The organism is Actinospica acidithermotolerans, from assembly GCF_018139625.1.
GTDB classification, from domain to species: domain Bacteria; phylum Actinomycetota; class Actinomycetes; order Streptomycetales; family Catenulisporaceae; genus Actinospica; species Actinospica acidithermotolerans.
Genome location: NZ_JAGSOH010000055.1, coordinates 1 through 13721, shown reverse-complemented (window position 1 = coordinate 13721; position 13721 = coordinate 1). Strand labels below are relative to the sequence as shown.

At 71.1% G+C, this 13721-nt stretch carries 15 protein-coding genes; 7 read left to right on the top strand and 8 right to left on the bottom strand.

Annotated features, from left to right (window positions below):
* Positions 1-3: 3 nt before the first annotated feature.
* Positions 4-345: a YciI family protein gene (locus KDK95_RS18870; RefSeq protein ID WP_212519551.1), complete on the bottom strand. Its 342-nt coding sequence runs from the start codon at positions 343-345 to the stop codon at positions 4-6.
* A 50-nt stretch (positions 346-395) separates the two neighbouring features.
* Complete coding sequence (locus KDK95_RS18865; protein ID WP_212519519.1) at positions 396-1394, bottom strand: DMT family transporter; 999 nt, start codon at positions 1392-1394, stop codon at positions 396-398.
* A gap of 28 nt (positions 1395-1422) precedes the next feature.
* Here KDK95_RS18865 and pdxR point away from each other — a divergent pair, with 28 nt between their 5' ends.
* Positions 1423-2928, top strand: a complete 1506-nt coding sequence (gene pdxR, locus KDK95_RS18860; protein ID WP_212519518.1) for a MocR-like pyridoxine biosynthesis transcription factor PdxR — start codon at positions 1423-1425, stop codon at positions 2926-2928.
* Here the strand turns inward: pdxR and KDK95_RS18855 are convergent.
* Complete coding sequence (locus KDK95_RS18855) at positions 2925-3512, bottom strand: TetR/AcrR family transcriptional regulator (protein ID WP_212519517.1); 588 nt, start codon at positions 3510-3512, stop codon at positions 2925-2927. The two genes, pdxR and KDK95_RS18855, sit on opposite strands and share 4 nt — an antisense overlap.
* A gap of 90 nt (positions 3513-3602) precedes the next feature.
* Between KDK95_RS18855 and KDK95_RS18850 the strand changes: the two genes are divergently transcribed.
* Positions 3603-4328, top strand: a complete 726-nt coding sequence (locus tag KDK95_RS18850; RefSeq protein WP_212519516.1) for an SDR family oxidoreductase — start codon at positions 3603-3605, stop codon at positions 4326-4328.
* Positions 4329-4399: 71 nt separating this feature from the next.
* Complete coding sequence (locus tag KDK95_RS18845; protein WP_212519515.1) at positions 4400-4747, top strand: hypothetical protein; 348 nt, start codon at positions 4400-4402, stop codon at positions 4745-4747.
* A 30-nt stretch (positions 4748-4777) separates the two neighbouring features.
* Here KDK95_RS18845 and KDK95_RS18840 read toward each other — a convergent pair whose 3' ends face one another.
* A complete protein-coding gene (locus KDK95_RS18840) occupies positions 4778-6073 on the bottom strand; it encodes an NRAMP family divalent metal transporter (protein ID WP_307844451.1) in 1296 nt (431 codons plus the stop codon).
* A 91-nt stretch (positions 6074-6164) separates the two neighbouring features.
* Here KDK95_RS18840 and KDK95_RS18835 point away from each other — a divergent pair, with 91 nt between their 5' ends.
* Positions 6165-6920 carry an alpha/beta fold hydrolase gene (locus KDK95_RS18835; protein ID WP_212519514.1) on the top strand — a complete coding sequence of 252 codons (756 nt, stop codon included), beginning with the start codon at positions 6165-6167 and terminating at the stop codon, positions 6918-6920.
* Between the two features lie 50 nt (positions 6921-6970).
* Here KDK95_RS18835 and rho read toward each other — a convergent pair whose 3' ends face one another.
* The 3 genes from rho to KDK95_RS18820 all read right to left on the bottom strand — a co-directional run bounded on the left by rho (position 6971) and on the right by KDK95_RS18820 (position 10937).
* Entirely contained in the window at positions 6971-8188 is a 1218-nt protein-coding gene (gene rho, locus KDK95_RS18830; RefSeq protein WP_249161522.1) for a transcription termination factor Rho, read from the bottom strand.
* A gap of 206 nt (positions 8189-8394) precedes the next feature.
* A complete protein-coding gene (locus KDK95_RS18825) occupies positions 8395-10257 on the bottom strand; it encodes a sigma-70 family RNA polymerase sigma factor (RefSeq protein WP_212519513.1) in 1863 nt (620 codons plus the stop codon).
* Positions 10254-10937 carry a thaumatin family protein gene (locus tag KDK95_RS18820; protein WP_212519512.1) on the bottom strand — a complete coding sequence of 228 codons (684 nt, stop codon included), beginning with the start codon at positions 10935-10937 and terminating at the stop codon, positions 10254-10256. Before KDK95_RS18820 ends, KDK95_RS18825 begins: the two co-directional genes overlap by 4 nt.
* On the opposite strand from KDK95_RS18820, the gene KDK95_RS18815 reads away from it, so the two are divergent.
* Positions 10930-11142, top strand: coding sequence for a hypothetical protein (locus KDK95_RS18815; RefSeq protein WP_212519511.1), 213 nt, complete (start codon positions 10930-10932; stop codon positions 11140-11142). The two genes, KDK95_RS18820 and KDK95_RS18815, sit on opposite strands and share 8 nt — an antisense overlap.
* A 215-nt stretch (positions 11143-11357) precedes the next feature.
* Here KDK95_RS18815 and KDK95_RS35970 read toward each other — a convergent pair whose 3' ends face one another.
* Positions 11358-11666, bottom strand: coding sequence for a hypothetical protein (locus KDK95_RS35970; protein ID WP_249161521.1), 309 nt, complete (start codon positions 11664-11666; stop codon positions 11358-11360).
* Here KDK95_RS35970 and KDK95_RS18810 point away from each other — a divergent pair.
* Together KDK95_RS18810 and KDK95_RS35965 are read left to right on the top strand one after the other, a co-directional pair.
* The gene (locus tag KDK95_RS18810) at positions 11665-12375 is read left to right on the top strand and encodes a thaumatin family protein (RefSeq protein WP_249161520.1); all 711 of its coding nucleotides are present in this window, start codon (positions 11665-11667) and stop codon (positions 12373-12375) included. The two genes, KDK95_RS35970 and KDK95_RS18810, sit on opposite strands and share 2 nt — an antisense overlap.
* A gap of 71 nt (positions 12376-12446) precedes the next feature.
* Positions 12447-13586: a VIT1/CCC1 transporter family protein gene (locus tag KDK95_RS35965; protein ID WP_212519509.1), complete on the top strand. Its 1140-nt coding sequence runs from the start codon at positions 12447-12449 to the stop codon at positions 13584-13586.
* The last annotated feature ends 135 nt before the right edge of the window (positions 13587-13721 follow it).

The following is a 13721-nucleotide window of genomic DNA, read 5'->3' as shown; positions in this document are numbered from 1 at the left end:
CGCTCAGTCCTGGCCGTCGACCCAGAACGGACGCAGCTCGATCACGCCGCCCCAGGCCATCGGGTGCCGGGAGGCGACCTCGATCGCCTCGTCGAGGTCGGCGCACTCGAGGACGTCGAACCCGGCGATCAGGTCCTTGGTCTCGGCGTAGGGGCCGTCCGAGAGCAGCACCTCGCGGTTGCGCACGCGCACGGTGGTCGCGTCGCTGCCCGGCCGCACCCGGTCGCCCATGAGCCGGATGCCCTTGCCATCCGTCTCCGCGACCCAGTCGTCCACGTCCGGAGCGCCCTCGGCGGCTCCCGGCTCGAGGTCGGGGTCCACGCACACCAGCATCAGGTACTTCATCTCGATCTCTCCGCTCGTCGGTCGGGTGGCGCCGTGCGCCGCTTTCGTCCTCATGACGATCGGGCGGCCTGCTCTACTACAGCCTCGCGCGAAATATTTTCCGGCGCATCCATCGGCGCGCCCTCCCGCGCGCCGCCTCCGCCGGAAAGCCGCGCCGAAAGCCGCGTCGAGAGTCCCGTCGACAGCCCGCCGAGGACGACGAGCACGCCGCACCACACCGGCAGGCTCGGGACGCGCCCGTCGATCACCACGCCGGCGACCGCCGCCGAGATCGGCGCGATGCCGGTGAGCAGGCCGACGAGCCCGGCGCCGAGGGCCGCGACCGTCGAGTACCAGAGCAGAAAGGCGACCGCCGTCACCATGACGGCGAGATAGCCCATGGCCGCCCAATCGACCGCCGTGAGCCGGGCCGCCGCGCGCGGACCTTCGGTTGCGAGACCGAGCACGGCGAGCATCAGGGCCCCGATCCACACTGAGTGCACTGACACTCCCCACGCGCCGTGCCGGGGGAGGACCGGAACCGCGAGCAGCGTGAACGCCGCCTCGCACACCAGCGCCACCGCGGCCCACGCGACGCCGACCCCATCCGTATGTCCGGTGCCTTCGACGAGCGCGCTGCCCGCCGTCACCGCGACCGCGGCGATCAGCACCCGGTGACTCGGGCTACGCCGCTCCATCAGCGGGCCGGCCACGCCGAGGACCACCGGCACGCAGGCGACCGCGACCGCGATGGCCGCGGGCTCGGCATGTGCGACGCCGCGCACGACCGCGACGTTGAACAGCACGAGCCCGAACGCTGCGATGCCGCAGAGCCAGAGCCATTCGCGGCCCCGTGGCCGCTGCAGCCGCACTCCTGACCGCTTCGCCAGCGCGACCAGGATTCCGGCCGCCGCCGTGTACCGGATCGCCTGGGCCGTGAACAGCGGCGCCGAGGTCAGCACGTGCGACACGCTGACACTGCCGCCGACCAGCGTCATTCCGATCGCACCGGCCGCGATGTTCCGCGCGCGGCCGCCCTTCGCGGTTTGCGTCGTTCCCACAGTTCCCACCAGCTCACTGTCGCGGGATAATGGTCCGGTGCCAAGGTCCAAACCCGAGCTGTCTGACAGGTCCAAAGAGGCCGGGACCGATTTCCTGCAGCTGGACGTGAGCCGGGCGCCGCAGGGCGGCGTGTCCGGCTGGCTCAGCGGGCAGCTGCGCGCGGCCATCGCGGACGGACGCCTGCCGGTCGGCAGCCGCGTACCGCCCGGACGCGTGCTCGCCGAGGAGCTGCGGGTCTCGCGCGGCGTGGTGACCGAGGCGTACCGGCGGCTGATCGAGGACGGACAGCTCGTCGGCCGCGGCCGGTCGGGAACGTTCGTCGCCGCCGCTCCGGTGACGGCTCCGGCAGCCCCCGTCAGTGCACGTGCGAGCTTCACCGGTCGTGGTCCGACCCCCGCGCGCACCGACTTCGCCTCCCCGCCCGCGCACGACGTCTTCGACCTCTTACGCGCCAGCCCCGCGCGCATCGACCTGACGCCCGGCGTGCCCGACCTCGCCGCGTTCCCGCGCGGCGCCTGGCTCCGCGCCGAACGACGCGTGCTCGACGACCTGGAGCCCGCGAACTTCGGCTACGGCGACCCGCGCGGCGCGCCGCCGTTCCGCCGCGCCGTCGCCGACTGGCTCGCCCGAACCCGAGGCGTGCGGATCGAGCCGGAGCAACTGGTGATCGTCACCGGCGTGGCCCAGGCGCTCGACTTGGTCACGCGCATGCTGATGGACGACGGCGTCGCGGAGATCGCAGTCGAGGACCCCGGTTCCCTCGGCGTGCGCCAACACCTCGCCAGCCGCCGACTGCGCACGCCGCCGATCCCCGTCGACGACAACGGCCTGCGCGTCGACGCGCTCCGTGCGAGCGGCGCGTCCGTCGTCGCCCTCACCCCGGCTCACCAGTTCCCGACCGGCGTCGTGCTCGACGGCGGACGCAGGCGCGAGCTCGTGACGTGGGCCGAGGACACCGGCGGCCTCATCCTCGAAGACGACTACGACGCCGAACACCGCTACGACCGACCCCCGGTCCCCGCCGTCCAGGCCTTGCTGCCCGATCATGTCTTCTACACCGGCAGCGTCTCGAAAACGCTCGCGCCCGCGCTCCGCGTCGGCTGGCTGATCGCTCCGCCGCGCTACCGCGAGGCCGTCGTCATCGCCAAGCGCTACGCCGACCTCGGCAACGCCGTCCTGCCGCAACTCGTCCTCACGGAGCTGATGGAATCCGGCGAGCTCGAACGCCACCTCCGGATGCTCCGCCGACGCCACCGCCGTCGCCGCGACGCGATGATCGACGCGATCCGCACCCGGATTCCCGCGGCCCGCATCCACGGCGCCGCCGCCGGCCTGCACCTGACGATCACCTTCGACGCGCCCTTCCGCGACACGGACCTGGCCGCCGCGGCCCTCGACCTCGGTGTGAAAGCCCAGCCGCTCTCCTGGCACTATCAGGCCCCCGCCGCACCCGGCCTCGTCCTCGGCTACGCCGCCGCACCGCCGACCGAAGCCGCACACGGCATCGAGCTCATCGGCGAAGCCCTGAGGCAGATCCGCTAGCGGCTGCGGGACTGCTCGCCTACGCCGATCGCGTCGGCGATCTCCTCGGCCGCCTCACGCACGCGCTGAGCGAGCGTCGCTTCCTTCGGCGCGTCGACCCAGCGCCCGAACGCGGTCTGGAAGATCGCCACGCCGACGTCCGCAAGCAGCGCCGCGCTCGAAGGACTCGCACCGCGCTGCCGCAGAGCGCCGGCCAGCGCTTCAGCAACGTCGGCGAACTTCGTCCGCCCGCGTTCGCGCAGTTCGGGGCTCGCGTCGACGATCGCACGACGTTGCGCGGCGTGCTGCGCGACCCGATCGGCCAGCACGTCGCCGACCTGTTCGAGCGCCGTGAGCAGGGCTTCGAAGGGCGTGAGCGCGGTGTCGGCCTTGAGGACGGCGTCGGCGAGCGCCACCGGCAGCATCTCGGAGCCGGCGAACAGGACGTCGCGCTTGTCGGTGAAGTAGCGCGAGAAGGTGCGGCGCGTCAGGCCCGCGCGCTCCGTGATCTGCGCGACGGTCACGTTCTCGTAGCCGTGCTCAAGAAACAGCTCGATCGCGGCGTCGCGCAGCCGCTCCTCGGCTCCCTGCTCCCAGCGCGGCATGGAGTCGATCCTAGCAGTGATGACTCAGTGAGCCATCATGCGCTAGGCTGATGTCTCACTGAGTCATCACATCGATCCCGGAGGATCCTCATGGCACTGACCGGACAGCGCATCGTCGTCATCGGCGGAAGTTCCGGCATGGGACTGGCCACGGCCCACGCCGCCGCGTCGGCCGGCGCGATCGTCACCATCGCGTCGAGCAGCGGCGAGCGCGTGGCGGCCGCGCTCGCCGAACTCCCCGGCACCTGCGACGGAGCCGAACTCGACATCCGCGACGAAGCGGCCGTCGCCGACCTGTTCGCCCGCGTCGGCGAGCTCGACCACGTCGTCTTCACGGCCGGCGACCGCTTCACCCCGCGGCCGCTGGGCGAGATCCCGCTCGAGGACGCCCGGCACACGTTCGACGTGCGGTTCTGGGGCTCGGTCACCGCCGCCAAGTACGCGGCCGCCCGTATCCGCCCCGGCGGCTCGATCGTGTTCACGACCGGAACCGTCGGCGTCCGGCCCGCCCCCGGTGCCGCACTCGCCGCCGCCGGTGCCGGTGCGATCGAGGGCCTCACGCGCGGCCTCGCCGTCGACCTCGCACCGATCCGCGTCAACGCCGTGCGTTCGGGCGCCGTCCGCACCCCGATGTGGGACGCCGTGCCCGAGCCTGCCCGCGAAGGCATCTTCGACACCCTCGCCGGCCGCGCCCTCACCGGCGCCATCGGCGAACCCGAGCAGATCGCGGCGGCGCACCTGTACCTGATGGAGAACCAGTTCGTGACCGGAACCGTCACCACCGTGGACGGCGGCTTCGTCCTCACCGGCAAGTAGGCGACCCGGAGCGGGACGACGGTGAGAGCAGTGCGTTGACAGTGGCTCGGCCGGTGCTGCAACCTTTGCCGGTGGCTCCCGGCATCGTCACCATCACACGCACCAAGCGACAGAAGTGGCTGCCGTCGGCCGTCCTGATGACGCTCATCGCCCTCGAATCGGCTCGCTGGTTCCAGCGCAGCGCCGACTCGAGCCTCGACCGGGCAACCTCCACTTTCCTGTTCTACTGGTTCATCACCTTCGTCCCGCTCACCGCGCTCGTCGTGGCGCTGAATCTCCTTCCTCTCCAGCTCGAACTCAGCGAAGAGACGCTCGTGATCCGCCCTCCGCTCCGCCGGCGCCGAGTCCTGCACTGGCGAGACATCCGGAGCATCCGCGTGGACCAGCCGAATGGAAGCAGTTGCCGCCTCCGGACGTGAACTGGCTCGCCGCCGAGGGGTCCTGGAGGCTCAGGTCCAGCCCAAGGTGCTGGGGACCATGTAGAGGCCGAAGCAGATCACGACGACGCACAGGGTGGTCAGCACGATCCGGTAGGCACCGCGCATGCGGTGTTCTGCCGGGAGGCACTTGGCTTCGAGTGCCAGAAGGAAGCCGAGGACGATGGGCAGCAGGAGCGCGTTCAGCACCTCGCAGTCGACGGCGAGGCCGACGAGGTCCACGCTGACGAGGACGAGGATGGCGCCGACGATGTGGGCCAGGCCGTAGGTGATGTAGAACTTCGCATTACGGCGGCTGATGCGGTCGTTGAGGCTGTGCTTCCAGCCCAGCACCTCGGCCAGGCCCCAGGATCCCGCGAGCGAGACGACGAGCGCGGCCACCAGCGCGCCGCCGAGGATGGAGGCGCCGATGAGGACCTTCGCGGTGTTCGAACCGATGAAGGGCGCCATCGAGGAGGCGATCTGGCCGACGTCGTCGAGGGTGGCGCCGGGGTTGACCTTGTGGACGGTCGCGGCCAAAGCGATGACGACCACGATCATGATCCCCTGGGTGAGCAGCGTGCCGACGCCGGTGTCGAGGCGCGCCTGCTTGAGCGCCTTGACGGTCAGTCCGCGCTGCACGACCGCGCTCTGCTGATAGAAGATCATCCACGGCATGACGACGGCGCCGACGTTCGCCGCGAGCAGGTAGACGTACTGCTGGTTGCCGAGCGGGAGACCGGCCGTCCCCTGGAACAGGTCGTGCACGTGCGGGTGGGCCAGCAGCATCGCCGGGACGAACGCCAGCTCGGCCAGTCCGACCGCGATGCCGATCCGCTCGGCGCGCCGGTAGCTGCCGGTGAACGCGAGGCCGAGCAGGAAGACGGTGGCGGTCGGGATGGTGACCCACTTCGAGATGCCGAACAGCTCGCCGACGCCGGCCACGCCCGCGAACTCGGTCAGCAGCGCGCCGATCGAGGACAGCACCAGGGTGCTCGCCGAGACCAAGCCCCACCTGAGCCCGAAGCGCTCCCGGATGAGCTGGCCGTGGCCCTTTCCCGTGACGATGCCGAGGCGGGCGGTGATTTCCTGCACGGCGAACAGGATCGGTATCAGCACGACCTGAGGCAGCACCATCGAGTAGCCGAACTGCGCGCCGGACTGCGAGGCGGTGATGATGCAGCCCGCGTCGGTGTCGGCGAGCATCACGATCAGACCGGGACCCCACAGCGCCAGAATCGCCATGAGCCGCCATCGCCGCCGACGGACCGCCGGGTCGGAGCCGGAGGGAGGCGACGGCTGGGTCTGCTCGGTGAGGTCTACTGCCACGCCTCCGAGAGTAAGGTGAGCCTTACCTCTCGCCAAACCCGGGGGTGTGCAAGCGGGCGTACTGGTGCCCGGCTGTGACACTGTTCTCATTATGGATGCTCATCGATTCACCGGTCGCGACGGCGTCGAACTGGTCTACCGCGAGGCCGGCGCGGGCCGGACGCTGGTGATGCTGCCCGGGTTCGCGGGCGGCGGCGAGCGCATGTTCGAGTACGGCCAGACCGGCTCGTTCGCGGAGCGTGGCCACCGGGTCGTCGTTCCGGATTTCCGCGGCCACGGCGACAGTGCGCGACCGCATGACTCCGCCGCGTATCCGCCGGACGTGCTCGCTGACGATCTGTTGGCTCTCGTCGAGCACCTCGGGCTCGGGGACGAAGGGTACGACCTCGGCGGCTACTCGCTCGGCGGGCGGATCGTGGTGCGCGCGCTGGCCCGGGGCGCTCGGCCGCGGCGTGCGATCGTGGCCGGTCAGGGGCTTGCGAAGGTGAGCGGCCCGCAGGGCGGCGGGATGAACCGCCGCGCGCTCTCGGCGATGGTCGAGGGGGCGGAGCTCGCGCCCGATTCGCCCGAGTCGCGGATGGCGTACTGGATCGGGAAGCTCGGCGCGGACCCGCAGGCGCTGCTGAATGTGCTGGACTCGCTCGTCCCGACGTCGGAGGAGGAGCTGCGCCGGATCACGGTTCCGACGCTCGTGGTGATCGGCGACCAGGATGAGCGCTCTGACGCCGACGAGCTGGCGGCGCTGCTGGGCGACGCCCGTTTCGTGCGCGTGCCTGGAGATCACGGCAGCGCGCTGGCCGCGCCCGAGCTGGCGGCCGCTATGGCGGAGTTCCTCGCCGAGGCTTGACGCGCCGGATGCCGGGCACCGCGTACGGGGGATTACGGCGTGGTGCTGGATTACGGCGTGGTGCTGCGTATCTGGCGCAGGAACTCGGCGTTGCCGGCGGTGTTCTTCATCCGCTCCAGCAGCAGCTCGGTGGCCTGGGTGCCGGGCTGGGCGCCGAGTACGCGGCGCAGGCGGCGGACGGTGTCGAGCTCCTCGGCGGACATGAGCAGCTCCTCGCGGCGGGTGCCGGACCCGGCCATCTCGATCGCCGGGAAGACCCGCTTGTCGGCCAGGGCGCGGTCGAGGCGCAGCTCCATGTTGCCGGTGCTCTTGAGCTCCTCGAAGAAGTAGTCGTCGGCGCGCGAGCCGGTGTCGATCAGGGCCGTGGCCAGGATCGTGATCGAGCCGGCCTCCTCGAGGTTGCGCGCGGCGCCGAACAGCTGCTTGGGTCCGGCCACCGCGGCGGCGTCGACGCCGCCGGACAGCGTGCGCCCACCGGGCTTGGCGGCGTTGTTGTGCGCCCGGCACAGCCGGGTGAGCGAGTCGAGCAGGACGACGACGTCGGTACCCTGCTCGGCGAGCCGCTTGGCCCGCTCGATCGCGAGGTCCGCGATCGCGATGTGCTCGTGCGCGGGACGGTCGAACGTGGAGGAGACGACCTCGCCGCCGATCGCGCGGCGCATGTCGGTGACCTCTTCCGGGCGCTCGTCGAGCAGCACGACCATGAGGTGGCATTCGGGGTGGTTGCGCTCCACCGCGCGGGCGATGGACTGCAGCAGTTGCGTCTTGCCCGTCTTGGGCTGGGCGACGATCATGCCGCGCTGGCCCTTGCCGATCGGCGCCAGCAGGTCGATGACCCGCGTGCCGGGCACATCGGGGCCGGTCTCCAGCCGCAGCCGCTCGTGCGGATGGATCGGGGTGAGCTCGGCGAAGCGCGGCCGGGAGCCGTGCACCTCGATGGGGGCGCCGTTGACGAGCTCGACGCGGGTGAGCGGCCGCGCCTTGGACTGCTGCTGCTCCTTCCGGCCGCCGGAGCCGCCGGAGCCTGAGCCGCCGGAGCCGTTCGAGCGGGGCGCCGCGGTGCCGACGACCAGGTCGCCGGCGCGCAGCTGGTGCCTGCGGATCAGCTCCGCGGGCAGGTACAGGTCCTGCGGGCCCGGCAGGTAGCCGGCCACGCGCAGGAAGCCGTGGGTACCCTGCAGGTCGACGATGCCGCCGACCCGTTCGGGCTGTGCGGATGCGGGCGCGTCGGAACGCGCCGGTACTGGGTGTTCGAGCATGGTGGTCATAGCAATATCCTTAGATTCGGGTGGCACCGAACGGCCGGACCTTGGGCAGGACACGAGGCGCGGAAGGATTCAGTGCGTCTGATCGCGTAGAGAAGAGAGGCTCGCGACACCGGAACTAGGACATCGGTGTGGATCGCGCCCCCTACGCTTCCTGTACTGTACCACGAAGCGTAGGGGGCCTAAACAATCCCCTGCTCAGTCGGCCTTCACCGGGCCGCCTCGAAGGCCGTTCCGACCGGCGTGACCACCGGTCCCGGCTGGAACAAACCCGTGCTGGGCAGGCCGCTGGTGGCGGGCAGGCCGAACCAGGCGTAGCGCTGGACGTAGCTGAGCGAGTCGAGCATCGAGGTGGCGGCGGTCAGGAACGCGGCCTGCTGGGCCTCGGTCGGGTAGGCCGCGGTTCCGGTCGCCCAGCTGATCAGTGCGAACTCGGTCAGCCAGATCGGCACGTGGTAGCGCGCGTACACGGCCTCGATGTACGACTGGAGCTGGCTGACTGCGGCGTTGGTGTCGAAGTCCGAGCCGTACCAGTGCAGGGTGATGAAGTTGACCCGGTAGCCGTCCTTGTGGGCGCCCGACATGAACTGGTCGAGCCAGCCGCCGGCGGTCGCGCCACCGGCGGCCACGGCGGGCGAGCCGAGCTCGAGGCCGGTGCTTTCCAGTTGCGGCCAGAGCGAGAGCGCCTGGCTCGGCGTCAGGTTCGACTGGGCGCTCATGTCCGGCTCGTTGAATCCGAGCATGCAGCCGCAGCTCGTGTCCGACTTCGCCTGGGCCAACGTGGCCGAGGTGACGCTGCTGGAGCCCCAGATCATCGGCACGAAGCCGACCTTGGGTGCGGATATCCCCTCGTCGCCCGCGGACCAGGTGTAGTACCAGGAGGCTCCTGACTCGGCCAGCGCCGTGTCTTCGCCGTTGAAGGTCCAGACGCCGACGCCCTTGCGGGTGCTCGTCTGCGCGGCGGTGCTCGCCACGGCGGCGGCCTTCGTGTCGGCCGGGGCGCTGCTCGCACTCTTGCTCGGTGCGGCCGTCGTACGCGGCGGAGTGGGGCTCGCCGTCGTCGGGCTCGGCGATGCGCTCGTGGTCACCACGGCCGGGCGCGTGACGTCGGCCAACGGGGTAGAGGCCGGGTGGCCGCTCGGCAGGATGGCGTACGCCGCGGCCGCGGCCGCCGCGACACCGACTCCGGCGATCATGACCGGCGGCGACCTGAAGAGCGAGTGCGGGCGCGGTCGCAGCCGGGGACGGTGACCGACCCGGCCACGGCCCGCCATCCCGGCGCCGCCGCTGCCAACAGGCGCCTGAAGCGCGAACGGCACCGGGACGAGCGGCATCCCGCGCAGCAACCGCGCGACCGGAACCAGGGCGCGCTCGCGTGGCGCGCATATATCGCAGTCGCGAATGTGCCGGTCGAACCGCTTGCGCCACAACGGGTTCGGCGTCCCGTCCCAGTCCTCCGCGACGTAACGCAGCGAGCTGCAACGACCCGCGTCCCGCAGCGCCTCGACGATGCCGCGCGTCGCGTCGAGCCGCCGCTTGAGCCGGTGCACACGCACGGCGGCGTGCGTCGTGGAGACGCCGAGCGCATGGGCGAGTTCGCTGCGGTCGAGATGGCCGCTCTCCTCAAGCCACCACAGCGACAGCAGTTCGCGGTCCTCCGGGTCGAGCCAGCGGGTGGCCTCGGCGACTCCGCGGCGCTGCTCCGTCAGCCCGAGCCGCAGGATCGCGACCCCGGCGAAGTCGGAACCGAGGTCGGCGAATTCGCAACCCGCGTCGGAGGCGGTCGCTGTGCGGGACTCCGCCGTACTGCGCTTCCTGCCCTGGTCGCGAGCCTGCCGCAGGGTGATCGCAACGAGCCACGACCGATACGACTCAGGGTGCTGCAGCTCTCGGATCCCGCGCACGACACGCAGCATCGTCTCCTGCACGACGTCGTCCACGTCGGCGTGACCGTGCAGCGCCCGGCCCGCGAGGTTGTAGACCAGCGGCATCGAGCCGGTCAGCACGGCGTCGAGCGCATGCGCGTCGCCGTCTCGCGCGGCGGCGACGAGTTCGGGTTCAGGGAAGGTCATGAGCTCACACCCCAGGTCACGCGATAATCGCACTCGCCCGCGCAGGTAAGCACACTCGTCGCGTCGTCGTCAACGTACGAGTAGGCGAACGGTTCGGCCTTCTTGAACACCGCGGCCGAGTCGATGGGCCACGTCGAGGGAACGCACGCCGACCGCGCCGCGTACGCGCCGGTGCAGCACGTCTGAGCGGTGTTGAACACGAGGCAGGCGCTCAGGCACGCCACGACCTTCCCGCCGCGCACGCGCTGCAGCTTCGCCGGGCAGGTCAGGTTCGCATCGCGGGTGCACCCGGCCGCCGAGCAGCCGTTCGCGTCGAGCTTGTCGGTGGACGTGCCGCCGTAGCTGTTGACCCACATCGGCAGGTTGTTGCCCTCCACGAGGCTCACATCGTAGAAGTCCATACCGTTCCACGCGTTGAGGTTGAACTCCGCGAGCGTCGAGGGGAACTCGCCCCAGGTGCTCCCGCACTCGAGGCGCCCGCAGCCGCCGCTCGTGCACGATCCGACCCCGGAGGCGTCGAACGAGCAGCCGGTGCGCGCCCACATCCGCACGTCCCAGTGATCCGGGATCAGGATACTGAGGCTGGCGCCGGGCGCCAGCACCCAGCCGGTCGCGGAGATCGGGTGCTTCGGGTCCGCGGCGATCGCGGGCCAGATCGTCTGATCGAGCCGGTTGACCATCGTCAACCTCCGCCACCCGGCGGGTGCGACGAGGGACGACGAACCGGTCGCCGACGCGCTGTGCGTCGAGGCGCTCGGCGTGTGGCTCGCGGCACTGCTCGCCGTGCTCGCGCTCGGTGTCGGCGAAGCGCTCGGCGACGCGACCGGCGACGACGCGGCGGACGTCGCGAGCGAACTCGGAGAGAGTTCCGCGGACGCCGCGTGAACCGTCGCCGGCGCATCAGACCGCGAGTTCGCGTAGAAAACGCCTCCGGCGATCACTGCCAGCGCCACGAGGACCAGCGCGATCGCGCTACGTCCGCTCATTCGTACTCCAGGAGGATTGGTGGCCAGTGCACAGGAGACCGGCGCGGCCGCGGCAGGATTACCGAAAAAAAATCGGTAATCCGGAAGCGCCGGCCGCGGTCTCCTGAGCGTGAATCACAGAAGACGCACTTCCGGCCGCCGAACTACGCGCACTGTCCTACTGTCGTTGCTCGCCGTTGCCGCGGCGCTCGGCACGGCAACCTGGCTCACCACCGTCGGCCCGCTCGGCGCGCACGACACCGCCGACGGATCGCCCGTGCCCACGCACTCCTCAAGCAGCGCGTCCGCCACCGCGATCCCGACGACCGCCGCCGCCAGCCCAAGCCCAACAACGTCACCGTCAACCTCAACCACCCCTTCAACCTCGAAGAGCGCACATGCATCGGCCACGTCGGCCACATCGGCCCCGGTGAGCGCCGCCATGGCCGACTCCTCGAGCTACCACCTGATCACCATCGTCAACGCCGACGACGAGACGATCTGGGCCGCGACCAACCCGAACGCGCAGCACCCGATCCCGGTCACCGGCTGGAAGCTGGCACCCGGCCAGAGCGTCACCTTCAAGGTCCCGAACGGCTGGGGCGGCCGCGTCTGGGGACGCACCGGCTGCTCGTTCAACGCGAGCGGCGTCGGGCACTGCCAGACCGGCGACTGCGGCGGCCTCTTCCAGTGCCAGGGTTCGGAGGGCGGGGCCACCACACTCGCCGAACTGACCCTCGACTCGTTCGACGGCATGGACTTCTACGACGTGAGCATGGTCGACGGCGCGAACCTGCCGATGTACATCAACACCACGCACCGCGTCGACGCCGACCCGATCAGCTCGAACGGCTGCTACCAGGGCGCGTGCACGAAGGCCGTCGTCTGCCCGAGCGCGATGCAGGTCAAGGCGGACGGCCAGGCGGTCGCCTGCGAGACCGCGTGCGCCGCGTTCGGCGGGGACGCCTACTGCTGCACCGGCTCGTGGTCCGGCCGCGCGAACTGCGACCCGGCGAAGTGGCCGGTCGACTACGCCAAGCTCGTCTTCAAGGACGCGGAGCCGTACGCCTACTCCTACGCGTTCGACGACTCGGCGACCATGGCGTGCAAGGGACACTGCGACTACCGGATCACCTTCGGCATCACCCCCTAGGCGGGCATACCGACGGTGAACTGCGTGTTTGAATACACGAGCGGGTTGCCGCCCGCGGTGGATCGCAGCACGTGAGGGAGCACATGAACCGCGAGAAGAAGACCGACCGGCCGACGCGCTGGCGCGAGCTGCTGGCCAGCGAGCGCGACGCGGAGGCGATGTACCGCAGCCTCGCCGAGAACGAGCAGGGCGAGCGGCGGACGATCTTCGAGGAGCTCGCGGCGATCGAGCGGCGGCACGCCTCGCACTGGGAGACGATGCTCAGGGACGCCGGCGAGCCGGTGCCGCCGCCCGGCCGGACGAGCCTGCGGACCCGGATGATCGGGGTGGCCGCGCGCCGCCTGTCGACGCAGGCCGTGCTGCCGATGATCGAGCGGGCCGAGCGCGCCGACGCCGGGATGTACGACGCCGACCCGGACGCCGCGCCCGGGATGGCCGGCGACGAGCGGGGCCACGCCCGGGCCCTGGCCAAGCTGATCGAGGGCGGCAAGCCCGACCCGCGGCAGCAGATCGCCAAGCGCGAGGCCTGGCACCGCGGCGACCGCTCCGGCGCCCTGCGCGCCGCGATCTTCGGCGTCAGCGACGGGCTGGTGTCCAACACGTCGCTGGTCATGGGCTTCGCCGGATCAGGCTCGTCCCGCTCGACGATCCTGCTAGCCGGCATCGCCGGCCTGCTGGCCGGGTCCTTCTCGATGGCGGCCGGCGAGTACATCTCGATGACCGGCCAGCGCGAGATGTTCGAGCGGGAGATCTCGCTCGAGGCCCAGGAGCTCGAGGAGAACCCCGAGGAGGAGCACGCCGAGCTGGTGCTGCTCTACCGGGCCAAGGGCCTGGCCAAGGCGGAGGCCGAAAAGGTCGCCGACCGGGTGATGGCCGACCGTGAGGTCGCGCTGGACACCCTGGCCAGAGAAGAGCTAGGGCTGGATCCGGACTCGCTCGGCTCCCCGTGGTCGGCGGCCTTCTCCAGCCTCCTCGCGTTCGCCGTCGGCGCATTCGTCGTCGTGGTGCCCTACCTCCTCGGCAGCGGCACGGCAGCGCTGGTCGCCGCGATCGTACTGTTCGGCCTAGCCCTGTTCGCCGTAGGCGCCGGAATCGGCCTGCTCAACGGCCGCTCCGCCTGGCGCTCCGGGCTCCGCCAGATGGTAGTCGGCGGCCTCGCAGCCGCCGTGACCTTCGCCATCGGCCACCTGATCGGCACCCGCGTGTCCTGAACCATCGCGGCGCAGATCGGGCCGAGCCCGTACCCGTGGGAGCAGGAGGGGCTCGACCACATCCGGGGCCTGATGCCGGAGCAGCCTCCGTACCGCGCGGTGGCGCTGTTCACGTTCACCGCGTTCAGCGGCCGC

What these genes read in the sequence shown, in the direction of transcription:
- rho (WP_249161522.1), bottom strand. Translation starts at nt 8,188, where the DNA reads ATGACCACCATGCTCGAACACCCAGTACCGGCGCGTTCCGACGCGCCC.
- KDK95_RS18835 (WP_212519514.1), top strand. Translation starts at nt 6,165, where the DNA reads ATGGATGCTCATCGATTCACCGGTCGCGACGGCGTCGAACTGGTCTAC.
- KDK95_RS18825 (WP_212519513.1), bottom strand. Translation starts at nt 10,257, where the DNA reads ATGACCTTCCCTGAACCCGAACTCGTCGCCGCCGCGCGAGACGGCGAC.
- KDK95_RS18870 (WP_212519551.1), bottom strand. Translation starts at nt 345, where the DNA reads ATGAAGTACCTGATGCTGGTGTGCGTGGACCCCGACCTCGAGCCGGGA.
- KDK95_RS35970 (WP_249161521.1), bottom strand. Translation starts at nt 11,666, where the DNA reads ATGGCGGCGCTCACCGGGGCCGATGTGGCCGACGTGGCCGATGCATGT.
- KDK95_RS18820 (WP_212519512.1), bottom strand. Translation starts at nt 10,937, where the DNA reads ATGGTCAACCGGCTCGATCAGACGATCTGGCCCGCGATCGCCGCGGAC.
- KDK95_RS18855 (WP_212519517.1), bottom strand. Translation starts at nt 3,512, where the DNA reads ATGCCGCGCTGGGAGCAGGGAGCCGAGGAGCGGCTGCGCGACGCCGCG.
- KDK95_RS18810 (WP_249161520.1), top strand. Translation starts at nt 11,665, where the DNA reads ATGGCCGACTCCTCGAGCTACCACCTGATCACCATCGTCAACGCCGAC.
- KDK95_RS18850 (WP_212519516.1), top strand. Translation starts at nt 3,603, where the DNA reads ATGGCACTGACCGGACAGCGCATCGTCGTCATCGGCGGAAGTTCCGGC.